General features: G+C 46.4%; 8 protein-coding genes. 5 read left to right on the top strand and 3 right to left on the bottom strand.

Translation table 11 applies throughout. The features are described 5' to 3' along the window. From QZZ41_RS14810 to QZZ41_RS14825, 4 genes are all read left to right on the top strand, one after another. A partial coding sequence (locus QZZ41_RS14810) for an EF-Tu/IF-2/RF-3 family GTPase (protein WP_295073874.1) occupies positions 1-491 on the top strand: 491 nt, incomplete at its 5' end. 107 nt (positions 492-598) lie between these two features. Then, the gene (locus QZZ41_RS14815) at positions 599-1,510 is read left to right on the top strand and encodes an ATP-binding cassette domain-containing protein (RefSeq protein WP_295073877.1); all 912 of its coding nucleotides are present in this window, start codon (positions 599-601) and stop codon (positions 1,508-1,510) included. Beyond that, positions 1,503-2,240 (top strand): hypothetical protein, encoded by a 738-nt coding sequence (locus QZZ41_RS14820; RefSeq protein WP_295073880.1) that lies wholly within the window; start codon positions 1,503-1,505, stop codon positions 2,238-2,240. The genes QZZ41_RS14815 and QZZ41_RS14820 overlap by 8 nt, the downstream gene beginning before the upstream one ends. A 203-nt stretch (positions 2,241-2,443) precedes the next feature. Beyond that, on the top strand, positions 2,444-5,002 hold the full coding sequence (locus QZZ41_RS14825; protein WP_295073883.1) for a carbohydrate-binding protein: 2,559 nt from the start codon (positions 2,444-2,446) through the stop codon (positions 5,000-5,002). A gap of 366 nt (positions 5,003-5,368) precedes the next feature. On the opposite strand, the gene asnB is transcribed toward QZZ41_RS14825, so the two are convergent. The 3 genes from asnB to QZZ41_RS14840 form a co-directional block, all read right to left on the bottom strand. Continuing rightward, positions 5,369-7,186 (bottom strand): asparagine synthase (glutamine-hydrolyzing), encoded by a 1,818-nt coding sequence (gene asnB, locus QZZ41_RS14830; RefSeq protein ID WP_295073886.1) that lies wholly within the window; start codon positions 7,184-7,186, stop codon positions 5,369-5,371. A 270-nt stretch (positions 7,187-7,456) separates the two neighbouring features. Beyond that, complete coding sequence (pflA, locus tag QZZ41_RS14835) at positions 7,457-8,200, bottom strand: pyruvate formate-lyase-activating protein (protein WP_295073889.1); 744 nt, start codon at positions 8,198-8,200, stop codon at positions 7,457-7,459. Then, positions 8,197-9,522: a CCA tRNA nucleotidyltransferase gene (locus QZZ41_RS14840; RefSeq protein ID WP_295073892.1), complete on the bottom strand. Its 1,326-nt coding sequence runs from the start codon at positions 9,520-9,522 to the stop codon at positions 8,197-8,199. The genes pflA and QZZ41_RS14840 overlap by 4 nt, the downstream gene beginning before the upstream one ends. Before the next feature lie 466 nt (positions 9,523-9,988). On the opposite strand from QZZ41_RS14840, the gene QZZ41_RS14845 reads away from it, so the two are divergent. Then, entirely contained in the window at positions 9,989-13,267 is a 3,279-nt protein-coding gene (locus QZZ41_RS14845; RefSeq protein ID WP_295073895.1) for a carbohydrate-binding domain-containing protein, read from the top strand. The last annotated feature ends 256 nt before the right edge of the window (positions 13,268-13,523 follow it).

Raw genomic sequence — 13,523 nt, forward strand, 5'->3', positions numbered from 1 at the left:
AGCGTGGAAAGCTCAACGTAAACGAGCCTGTTGAGATCGTTGGTCTTTCTGACGAGAAGCTCAACACAGTTGTTACAGGTCTTGAAATGTTCAGAAAGACTCTTGACTTCTGTGAGGCTGGTGATAACGTTGGTGCTCTTCTCCGTGGTATCACAAGAGATCAGGTTGAGCGTGGACAGGTTCTTTGTAAGCCAGGCTCAATTCACCCACACACAAAGTTCAGCGGTCAGGTTTACGTACTGAAGAAGGAAGAGGGCGGCCGTCATACTCCTTTCTTCAACAACTACAGACCTCAGTTCTACTTCAGAACAACTGACGTTACTGGCGTTGTAACTCTTCCAGCTGATAAGGAAATGTGTATGCCTGGCGATAACGTTGCTATGGACGTTGAGCTCATCACTCCTATCGCTATCGAAGAAGGACTCCGTTTCGCTATCCGTGAGGGTGGTAGAACAGTTGGTTCAGGCGTTGTTACAAAGATCAACGAATAATTTAGTGATCATATAAATAATAACGACTTTAGGCGGTCGTGCTTATAGCATGGCCGCCTTTTTACGTTATCACATTGTTATAAAATAGTCAAAGGCAGGTCGATATTATGGAATACATTCTACAGACCCAGCAGCTCAGTAAGCAGTACGGAAAATTTCACGCACTTACCAATCTTACTTTAAATGTTCCAAAGGGTGCAATATATGGTATGGTCGGACGAAACGGCGCAGGTAAAACTACATTAATCCGTATTATCACGGGTCTTAACAATCCTACTTCGGGTGAATACTCACTTTTCGGAGTAAAGAACAGTGACAAGAAGCTTCTTGAAGTCAAGATAAAGACAGGAGCTGTTGTCGAAACACCTTCACTTCACCCCGATATGACTGCAAGGGATAATCTTATCCAGCAGACAAAGGCTCTCGGCATATCAAACGATAAGATAGATGAGCTACTCAAGCTGGTCGGTCTTGCTAATACAGGCAAGAAAAAGGCTAAGGACTTCTCTCTCGGTATGCGACAGAGACTTGGTATAGCTTTCTCACTTGTTGGTGATCCCGAATTTCTTATCCTTGACGAGCCTATAAACGGTCTCGACCCACAGGGTATCATTGAAGTTCGTGAAACTATTCTCCGCCTCAATCAGGAAAAGGGCATCACTATCCTTATTTCAAGCCATATCCTCGATGAGCTTGCTCGTCTTGCCACACATTACGGCTTTGTCGAGCAGGGCCACGTTATCAAGGAAATGAGTGCTGAGGAGCTTGAAAAGGCTTCACGCAGATATGTTCGTGTAAACGTTAGTGATACAGCTGCTCTTGCAGATGTACTCAACGGTATGGGTGCTGAATTCAATATCACATCAGAAAATGAAGCTGAGATCTATACACCTGTGGAGGTAACACCTCTTGTACTCGCTCTTAATGAGAAGAACTGTTTTGTTCACTCCATGACAGAGAATCACGAAAGTCTTGAAAGCTATTTCATGAATCTTGTAGGAGGTGCTCAGAATGTCTAATTTACTCGCAGAAGGTTTCAGACGACTTTTTAAAGGAAAGCGTTTTTACGTTGTTCTTACTATTATAATGGCTATCCCCGCAGCTGCCTGTATATTCATAAAAATTTTTGAGGATTCGACAGTAAATGTCGGTGATGGAATAGTATTTGGTATGATAGGCACTATGACAATGTTCATAAGTGTTACAGTTGGTCTGTTCATTATACATGATTTCAAGAACAATACCATAAGAAATAAAATAATCATCGGTCATTCAAGGACTAATATTTATCTTGCAAACCTGATAATATCATTGGTTGTAGCTTTTATTTATCAGTTAGCTTACTGGCTCGTACTTATCGTTTTCAGTAAAACATTGCAGAGATTTGAATCATTCCCATGTAAAGAAATTTTCGTGAATATGCTTTTTACAATTGTTATCTTATTTGCATTCACAAGTTTTTTCGTATTCCTCTGTACTTCAATAAGAAGCACAGGCGGTTTTGTACTTTCACTTATGCTTGATACCATTGTAACTATGATAGCTGGTATTGTATATATGTTCGTAAAAAATGAATTAGTCAGAGATATTATTGATTATGGTCTTCCAAGTACGCAGATTGACTGTTTTAAATATGCGCCAACAACTGTTTCTGATAACTTGATGTGGATGATACTTGTTGATATCGGTATATGCATTGTTTCAACGATCGCAGGTATTGCAATATTCAAAAAATCTGACCTTAAATAACTGTTTTGAAGCTTCCTTCGGGGAGCTTCTTTTTTATGCACTTTTCTTTACTGATGATACTATATTATATGTTAAAATAGATACCAAAGCACTAAAAAGCAAATATGCACAGTAAAAAAGTACTATATTTCATTGCTAAATTCACGAAAACAATGTATAATGTTAATATAGAAAGTATAGCTTTTTATCAGGAGGGTGTTAAAATGAATATAGAGTTGAAAAGACTAACTGCCCTGCTAATGGGAGTAGTGACTGTTTTCGGAAGCAGTTCTGTATATGCTCCAAAGCAGAGCGGCAGGATAACCACAGCTTCTGCGGCAGGGAAGATACTTGCATTCCCCGGAGCTGTAGGCGGCGGAAAATACGCCACAGGCGGACGCGGCGGCGAAGTATATCACGTAACTAACCTCAATGACAGCGGCGAAGGTTCTTTCCGCGACGCTGTAAGCAAATCGGGAAGAATAGTTGTTTTTGATGTCAGCGGCACTATCGAATTGCAGGGAAATATACTCTGTTCCAGCAATGTTACGATTGCAGGTCAGACTGCTCCTGGCGGTTCGGGCATAACTCTGAAAAACTACAAAATGGGTATGTCGGGAGACAATATAATCTGCCGATATATAAGCTCACGTCCGGGGCCTTATGCTTCTACCAGCTCGGGCAATGACGCATGGGGCGGCGCAAAGGGCTCAAATTCCATAATCGACCACTGCTCAATGGGCTGGACTACTGATGAACAGTGGGGACTTTACTCCAATAACACAAACTATACCGTTCAGTATTCCGTGCTCGGTCCTGCGGACTCATGGGGCGGACACAAGAAGGGGCTTCACGGTTTCGGGATAATGCTCGGCAAGGGTGATCTGACCTTTGACCATAACCTTATTATCCATAATGTTTCCCGAAACTTCCGCGGAAAAGTGCCTGACCAGTACACAGCGGATTTCACCAATAATATCATCTATGACTGGGGCTACCAGACGACTTACGGCACTATCGGACATCTTAACTACGTGAACAATACTCTCAAGGCAGGCAACTCCACAACGGGCGGCTATCACTATATGTACGTTGACAGTACAACAAAGCCTGAGAATTTCAAGGTATACTGTGCAGGCAACCGCCTTATAAACAAGGACGGCTCGTTCCACAGTGTCACTAATGACAACTGGGCAGGCGTTACAGTCAAGGACGGCATAGGCATAACCAAAAATAACCTTTACAGCAGCACGGCATTCCCTATAAATTCGGACGGTGAGAACCTGTCCACAGCTATGACTTGCGAAAGTGCGGCTGCTTCATACGACCACGTTATTAGCTTTGCAGGTAACGGTATCTCACCTGATAAGCGTACAGCTATTGACAGGCAGTGCGCCGAGGAGACTAAAAACGGTACGGGACAGTGCAGCGGTACTGCGGCATATGACTCGTCTGAGGCTAATCTCAGCAAGTACAACATAAAATGCGGAGTTACCTACAGTTACCCGTCAGCAGTTACCAAAAAGGAAATAACCGATGCCGATAACGACGGTATGGACGATAGCTGGGAGCTTGCCCGCGGACTTGACCCGACCGATCCCGACGACTATGCAGACGATTACTGCGGTCAGGGATATATGAATATCGAGTATTACATCAATGACCTTACGGTGAATTCGTTCCCCGAGGGTGTTGTGAAGCTTTCTCCTACAGACGGCAATTTCACATCTGTTAAAACAGTATCCGCTTTTGAGACTATCGAGGCTGAGAGCTTCACAGATCAGGACGGAATTCAGACCGAGGCAGGCACAGGCTTCGGCAATATAGGCTATATTCAGAATGGCAGCTGGGCAAAGTACAGCGATATCAGCTTCGGAACTGGTGCAAAGAGCTTCAAGGCTAAGCTTGCAGGAAATACCTGTACTATGGAGCTTTACCTCGACAGCATGAGCGGTGAGCCTGCGGCAAAGATAGACTTTGCAGGTTCGGGAAGCTTCACTGATTACGTGGAGATAGAAGCAGGAATACCGAAGATCAGCGGCAAGCATGACCTGTATATAAAGTTCACAGGCGGCAGCGGTTATCTTGTAAATGTGGACAGCTTCGTATTCGGCAAGGACGCACCTCCGCTGAGCGGAAAGGTCTTTAAGAATGTTGAAGTCACTGAACAGGCAAATCCCGACTCATGGAAGATAGCTTCAAATGCAGCTGTAGGTTCGCTCATATTCGGCGACAGGGAGTTCAAGATCTCGGAGCTCCAGTCTAATCTTGAAGGTGCAGAGATACTCCTTACTTCATGCGATGCCAAGGGTACAACAGGCGATGCTGCGTACTTTACGGCAGGAAGCGATATGTCGCTTTATGTGGGACTCGACAGCCGCGTGGAAAATGTTCCCCAGTGGCTCGGCGATTATACCCTTATGAGAACGCTGTGCAAGTCGGATAACGATGTTACATTTATGATGTATAAAAAAGAGGTCAAGGCAGGTGAGAAGGTAACTCTCGGCAGCAACGGACAGACATACAAGTGCGTTAACTATATCGTTATGGGAGTCCCTGCGGTCAATATCGCTCCCGTATATTCTGTGGGAGATTTAAACAACGACGGATATATTGGTATCTCTGACCTTGTAACGCTGCAAAATCACCTGTTAGGAAAGATGCTGCTGATACAGGAGCAGTTTGAATATGCTGATATAAACGGTGACGGAGATATAGACGTATTCGACAGCGTTGACCTGAGAAAGCTTATTATCTCGGGAATGGAAATCATAATGGATTAAGCTAAATTTTGATTTGAGCCGTTAGCCTATTGTAGGGGCGGATATTATCCGCCCGAAATGTAGGGGACGGCGTCCTCGACGTCCCATTAATGGAACGCCTTCTCTTGCAAGGCGACCCTAATCGTGTCCGGCACCCTCTGTCCTACGGACATCTCCCTGCACAGCAGGGAGTCACCCTCTTCAAAAACAGTCCACTGGACTGTTTTTGAATTCACCCTTTGCGATGCGCCTTCGTATTATTTCGCTGTTCATTAAAAAATGGGAACAGCGACCAGAGACGCTGTCTCTGGACTCTGCCAAAGGAACACAGTCCCTTTGGAATCCCGTTCATACGCTCGGCAAGTTTTTACGCTACTAAATTATGATTTATGTGAGCTTTATATCGAATCGTTCCAGCCAGTAATTGAGCTGAATAAAAAATGCGATAGTCTGGGGCAGATTCATGAGCTGACCGTACCATTGTACGTGTTCCTCATGCCGCAGCAGCTTTTCGAGTTCCTCGCGTTTTACGAGCTGAGTGAGCCTTTCACCGCCGTTGTCAAGGATATCACGCAGCTTCGCGGTAACTCCCTCAAGAAACGCAGGATTATGAGTTTTCGGATATGGACTTTTCTTGCGCCACAGGACTTTTTCGGGCAGCCATTCCTTCATGGCTTCGCGGAGAAGTCCTTTTTCTCTGCCCATATAGTCCTTGTACTCCCACGGCACGTTATAAAGGTATTCGGCAATGCGGTAGTCGCAGAAGGGTACACGGACTTCAAGTCCGCTGTACATGGACATTCTGTCCTTGCGGTCAAGGAGAGTCTGCATGAACCAGTGGAAATTCAGCTGTGTCATCTCGCGCATACGGTATTCCAGGGGACTGTCCTCAGGGAGCTTCATTGCGTAGTCGGCAGTCTTACGGTACGCGCTGTAAACGTATTCCTCCGCATCTATTTTAGCGGCGTAGTCATTGCAGATGAAGCGTTTGCGGTATGCAGTGCTCTGCGCCCACGGGAAACCGTCAGTCATGCGGATATCCTTATCCCTGTACCACGGATAGCCGCCGAATATCTCGTCTGCGCACTCGCCCGAAAGTGCGACTGTGCCGTGTTTTTTTATCTCACGGCAGAAGAGCAGGAGGGAAGCGTCCACATCTGCCATTCCGGGGAGCCCCCGTGCTTCCGTGGCTTCATCGAGAGCGGCTATAAGCTCGGGAGTATCCACTACTGTCCAGTGGTGGTCTGTACCCAGATATTCAGCCATACAGGAGATGTATTCGGGGTCGCTGTCAGGCTGAAAATGGCTGCTTTGGAAGTATTTATCGTTATCGCGGTAGTCTACGGAAAATGTGGAGAGCGTTTTGCCCTGCTTTTTCAGCTCGGAAGCTGCCACCGAGGATATAAGACTTGAATCCAGTCCGCCCGAAAGAAAGGTGCATACAGGCACATCTGAAACAAGCTGACGGTGGATAGAGTCAAGGACAAGCTCACGAACGTGCTCGGCAGTCTGCTCAAAGCTCTCGTGGAGCTCATACGCCCGAAGCCGCCAGTATTCCCACAGCCGCAGTCCTTCCGCGCTGTAATAGCCGCACCAGCCTGCAGTAAGCTCCTTGACTCCGCGAATGACACCGCAGCCCATTGTTCTTCCCGGAGCAATGAGGAGAAGTTCAGCCGCGCCCTGAGCGTCTATCTCATGCGGGATATCGGGGTGTTCAAGAAGAGCAGGGAGCTCCGAGGCAAAGATGAGCTTTTTGCCCGTATCATAGTAAAAAAACGGCTTTACGCCTATCCTGTCACGGGCAAGGAAAACGCGGTGTTCCTGTTCATCATATATGGCAAATGCGAAGATACCATTGAATTTGTCAACACAGGAGCTGCCCCATTTTATGTAGCTTTTGAGGACTACCTCCGTGTCGGAATGAGTATCGAATGAAAAATCTTCGGACAGCTCTTTGCGGAGTTCATCGGTGTTGTAAAGCTCACCGTTGTATACTATCGTATATTTCCCGAAGCTCATAGGCTGTCTGCCGCCGTCAATGTCTATGACTGCAAGACGGGTGTGGATAAGTGCAGCTTCACGGGTCAGTGTCATGCTGTGCTGGTCGGGACCGCGGCGCAGAAGCGCACGCTGCATTTTCTCGTAAATCTTCATATCCTCGCGCATATCTTCAATAAAGCTGATAGCTCCTGCAATTCCGCACATAATATCTCTCCACCGCTTTACAGCATACGGCACGCTGGTTTTAGCCTTTAGCCCTTAGCCATTAGCCAATTGTAGGGGCGGATATTATCCGCCCGTGTATAACTTGCGCAATAAAATAACATGAACCAATGTGTAGGGGAGGGCGCCCTCGCCCTCCCGCGTGGGTATGTATTATTATTGCGGGAGCCCGAGGGCGGGCTCCCCTACAAATGTAAATTATGATTTATTATATGAAAAAGACCTCTGATGTGTGTCAGAGGTCGTGAGATATTATTTTTGTTTGCGGAGTCCCGAACGTATGCCGTCCATAATAGTGTTGCGCGCTTTTATAGCGTCCTCCTTAGAGAGGGGCGGTGTGTCGCCGAGAGGATAATCAAGTCCCAGTTCAGCGTATTTCGGCTTTGCCATATCGTGATAGGGGAGCACATCAAGTGCTTTCAGATTGCTGAGAGTAGCCAGATACTCGCCCAGCGCAAAAAGCTCCTCATATTTATCAGTGATACCGGGGACTACAACGTGGCGTATCCAGACGGGTATGCCCAGATCACGGATATGCTCGGCAAATGCAAGTATATTGCGGTTTCCTTTGCCTGTAAGCTCCTTGTGGCAGTCGTTATCGATGTGCTTTATATCCAGCATCACAAGGTCGGTATATTTCAGCACTTCGTCTATTTTTTCGTGATGTGCAGGATCGTAAACTCCTGCGGAAGTGTCAAGGCAGGTGTGGACACCCTTGCTTTTAGCAAGTGCAAAAAGCTCTGCAAGAAATTCGGGCTGTGCAAGAGGTTCGCCGCCTGTTGCGGTGATACCGCCTGTTTTAAGGAATTCCTTATAGGAATCGTACTCCTTCATAAGCTCCTCTGCGGTAGTCTCTTTGCCGCCTGAAAAGTCCCATGTATCGGGATTGTGGCAGTACTTGCACCTCAACGGACAGCCCTGAAAAAATACCACAAAACGTATTCCCGGACCGTCTACTGTTCCGAAGCTCTCTGTGGAATGTATCCTTCCTGTCATATACTGCACCTCTGTTCTGCATAGTCCATTATCTCGGCTTTGTCGTTGTTAAGATCGCCGTCTATGACGTGACCAAGTATCTCATGCAGCATCGAGCCTATTTCCGAGCCTTTAAAGCCCAGTACTGCAAGGTCAGAGCCTTTTATAACAAGTCCGCGGACATTTCTGCACTCGTTATTGGCGATTATTTCGTGTCCCATTGCGATAAGCTTGTCAAAGAAGATGTTCTCTTCCAGTACGAATTCGTTTTTTGCCGAATTATCACACTTTTTCATGACCATAAGGCTGAAGAACAGCTCATCACCTATATTGGACATCATTTTCTTCACATCTGCGCGGCAGCGTATTTTTTTGCTGTGGTTGGCGATAAGTGTGGAAACATCGGCTATTGACCTGTTGTCATAGCGCAGCTCCTTCATGATCTTCCGGGTCATTTCCGCACCTACGCTGTCATGCTTTTTGAAGTGTCCGCGACCGTTCTCGTCAAGTGTCATGCATACAGGCTTTCCGATATCATGGAAGAAAAGAGCTCTGCGGAGCAGAAGATCCTCGCATGGAGCGGAAGCAAGAGCGCGGACTATATGCTCCCAGACATTGTATTTATGGTAGGGCGAACGCTGGTCGAGTCCGATACATGGCTGAAATTCGGGGATAACTGCGGTTATTATGTCACTGTATCCAAGCAGTACATCAATGCAGTTTTTGCCGCATATGAGCTTGTCAAGCTCCTCGCGTATGCGTTCACGGGATATCTTTTTAAGGTCGTCCTTCATGCTGTGGACGGCTGCTGCGGTAGCTTCGTCGATAGTGAAGCCGAGCTGCGACGAAAAGCGAACAGCGCGCATTATCCTGAGAGCGTCCTCGGTGAAACGCTTTTCGGGTTCACCCACACATCTGATGACACCTGCTTCGATATCGTTTTTTCCGCCGAAAGGGTCGATGATACTGCCGTTTTTGTCCATTGCTATGGCATTTACGGTGAAATCTCGCCTTGCAAGGTCTGCGGTTATATCAGATGTGAACTCTACCTTGTCGGGGCGGCGGTGGTCTGTGTATTCACCGTCAATGCGGTATGTGGTTATCTCAAAGGGTGAGCCGCCGCACAGTACGGTAACAGTACCGTGCTTTATACCTGTAGGTATCACCCTGTAATCGCTGAAAACTTCCAATATCTGCTTTGGAAGAGCATTTGTGGTTATATCTATGTCGTGGCATTCTCTGCCCATTATGCCGTCACGGACACAGCCGCCGACCATATATGCTTCAAAGCCGCAGCTTTCAAGCTCTGTAAGTATCTGCCGAGTATTCGTATCTATATTCACAGTGGCTGCCTCCCTTCAAATCATAATTTTGCGGAGCAAAATTATGATTTAGTTGAGAATTGAGAGTTTTGGTGTCGCCTGCAGCGAACACAATTATACTACTCACTATTCACTAATCACTAATCACTAAAAACTATTATACTGCAAATGCGGCTTTTTTGCAAGTCGTTTTAATTTATACAGCAATAATGGACTGCTTCTTGCATTGTTTTGGGGATTAGGCAATATGCGCAATACGAATATGTTGTTTTTGTGCTGATTGCTCAATTGCTTAAAAACGTAAAAAAGTGTATAATAAAAGTAGAGTGGGGATATCAAAAAACAAAAATATTCGTCCAAAATAGTAATTTTAAGGCTCGTTTAAGCAAAATTTAAGATTATTTCAAGGTGCAGCCATTATAATCTAATCATAGTCAAAACTTGGTTGACTTTGAATGGGCGATATTAAAAAAGGAGAATGATGTTTATGAAGAAGAATGGCTTAAAGAAGCTTGTTGCAGGCCTTTCAGCAGTATGTGTTGCTGCGTCCGCGCTTCCTGTTTTCAGCTTTGCAGCTGATGCCGCAGTTTCAACAATGGTCGGCGATGCCAACAGTGACGGACAGGTCGATCTTTCCGATGCTGTTATGATAATGCAGGCACTTGCTAATCCTAATAAGTACGGCGTAGGCGGTTCGGACGAACACTCCATTACTGAACAGGGCTGGAAAAATGCTGACTGCAACGGCGCAAACGACGGTGTATCCACAAATGACGCACTGGCTATCCAGATGTATCTCTTAGGCAAGGGCGAGCTTAGCAGCGGCAAGACAGACGTTCCGCCTGTTACAGAAGCTACTAAGATCCACCTCAAGAACACTTCTATCACAGTCGAGGGCGATAACGCAACAGTAGACGGTACTACAGTTACTATCACACATTCGGGTGAGTTCTACGTTGACGGTACTCTCGATGACGGACAGATAAACATCAATATTGCTGATACAACAGCAGATGCTGAAACAGTAAAGATATTCCTCAACAATGCAAATATCACAGGTAAGACTGCTCCTGCTGTCTATGTTACAAATGCGGAGAATACCTCTATAAACATTGTTGACGGTACTACCAATACAATTACAGACGGAGACACTGCTTATTCAGGGGATAACGCTAAATTAGCTGTTATCGAAGCTAAGGACGACCTTACTATCAAGGGCGGCGAAAAGGGAGACGGCGTACTTGAGATCACTGCAAATACTCAGGACGCTGTTTCATGTAACAACGATATCAAGTTCAATGGCGGTGATATCACTATCACAACTCTGAACTCTACAGATAAGACTGACGCTGTAAAGGGTAAGAAGTCCGTTACTGTAAAGAGCGGCAAGCTCAAGATCGAAGCTGAGGGCGACGGTATCAAGTCAGGCAAGGGCGCAGTTGCTATCTCAGGCGGTTCTACCAAGGTAAAGGCCGGCAATGACGCTGTACAGGCTGAGACTACTATCGACATCAGCGACGGTAAGCTCATCGCAGGCGGTGACCGCGGACTTACAGCTGTAACAGGCGTTAATATCACAGGCGGTACAGTTATTGCTACTGCTACTGATAATCAGGTAGATGAAAAGCTCCTTGCAGGCACTACTCAGACTACTGCACTTCTCAATTGTATCGCAAATCCTGAAAATGAAAATGACGGTACATGGAGCAAGGATAATGCAATAGTTACAGACAGTGTTGATGTCAAGTATCAGAAGAAGTTCAAGTATGTCCTCTTCAGTGATACTACTATCAACGGTGCTAAGTCATGCGGCTTCAAGAACCTTACAACAGGCAATGCCGTAACTCATACAGACGGCAAGCAGACACAGTTCCAGCTCAGTCTTGTAACTGTGTTCAATAATGTTGATCCTTCAGGAATTGCCAAGAGCGATGTAGTTCCAACTCCAACTCCTTCACCCGATGAGCTTACAATAACTCTTTCGGACGCAGGAATGACTACGAATGCATCCACAGAAGCAAAGGTCGAGGATAACGTTTGCACAATTTCACAGCCTGGTGTTTTTACAGTAACCGGCGAGATGAAAGGCGGACAGATCGTTGTCGATGTTGACAAGACTGTCTATCCCGACGGCGTCGTTGAGCTCGATCTCAGCGGCATGAGCCTTACAAATACTAAAACTTCTCCTATATATGTAGCATCTATCGCAGACGAGGTCATCATTGCTGCTAAGAACGGCACAGAGAATACTATCTCTGACGGTACAGAGTACACCAATGCTGATAATGATACGGGAGCTATCTACTCCAAGGACGATATAAAGTTCAAGGGTAAGGGCAAGCTTACAGTAAACGGCAACGCATCAGATGCTATCGTAGGCAAGGATGATATAAAGATATATAACGGCACTTTGGTCGTAAATGCAGCTGATGACGGTATCCGTGCAAAGGATACTGTCACTATCGGCAATACATCATCAGACGGTACAGAGGTGGACTATTCAGCTCTCTCCGTAACAGTAAAAACAAAGGCTGGCGACGGTATCAAGGCTACTTCTACTGATGTTTCTTCAACAGCAAAGCAGCTCGGAATTGTTACTATCAACGGCGGTACTATAAATATTGAATCATATGCTGACGGTATATCGGCAGAGCAGTTCTTCACCATGAACGGCGGCGACCTGACTATAAAGACCTTTGAGGGCAGCTCGTATACAGGCAGCGGCTCAACAGGCGGGAATACAGGCGGCTTCAATCCAGGTGGTGGATTCGGCGGCGGCAGACCCGGCGGTGGCGGCGGAATGGGCGGCATGATGGACGGAAACTCCAACAAGACCGACATCTCCGCAAAGGGCATAAAGGCAGTAGGTCTTTATGACGAGGCTGGCACAACATGGCAGAGCGTAGGCGATATCACTATCAATGGCGGTACTGTCACTATCGACTCTTCAGATGACTGTATCCACTGCGGCGGCAGTATGCAGCTTATCGGCGGCGAATTGAAGCTTTCATCAGCTGATGACGGAGCTCACGCCGACCACGATCTCACTATCGGCACAAAGGACAGCGGCAAGTACGATGATATCGTTATCGCTGTAGAGAAGTGCTATGAGGGTATCGAAGCACAGAAAATTTACCAGAACAGCGGTTCTGTTATCGTAAACTCCACTGACGACGGCTTCAATGCAGCAGGCGGCAGTGACGGTTCGGGAATGGGTAACACAGGTATGCCTTGGGGACAGGGCGGCGGCGGTTTCGGAGGCGGCGGCTTCGGCGGCAACTCAGGAAACTATCTCCTCCAGTTCAACGGCGGTTTAGCAATAGTTAACGCTACCAACGGCGACCACGACGGTTACGATTCCAACGGTAATATTGAAATAAACGGCGGCTACATCATATCAAACGGAAACGAACCGTTTGACTGTGGTGACGGCGGCAGCACTATCTCAGTAAAGGGCGGAACATGGGTGTCCAACTGCCCGTCAGGCGGTATGAGCATGGGTGGCAGCGAGATGTCAGCAAGCGCAACAGCTTCAGCTAATTTATCCGCAAATACAAGATTATCACTGGTAGGAAGCGACGGAAAGGTAATAGTATCTTTCATCGTAGACAAGGCTGTAAGTCAGTTAAAGGCAGGCGGCAATGGAACATCGGGCGCATCTTTCTACACAGGCGGAACCCTTAACGGTTCTACATATTTCCAGCAGGTCGATCCGACTCAGCTTGCAGCCTTTGGCGGTACTCTCTCAGGAGGTACGAAGTGTTAATGACTGTAAGGAAAGTCGTTTTCGATAAATGATATTCTTTACAATTTATCATAAAAGCCACAGTGTAAGCTGTGGCTTTTATGATTTCATAGAAAAAGTTTAGAGTTTAGAGTTTAGAGTTGAGAGTTGTGGAGTCGCCTTCGGCGACATTATTAAAAAATGTGAGCGGAGCGAACACAATAACTCTCAACTAAAATAGCCCCGAAGCAATTAAACTGCCTCGGGGCTAAAATTATCATATGATGTACTAAGACTT

The organism is Ruminococcus sp. (genome assembly GCF_016283395.1).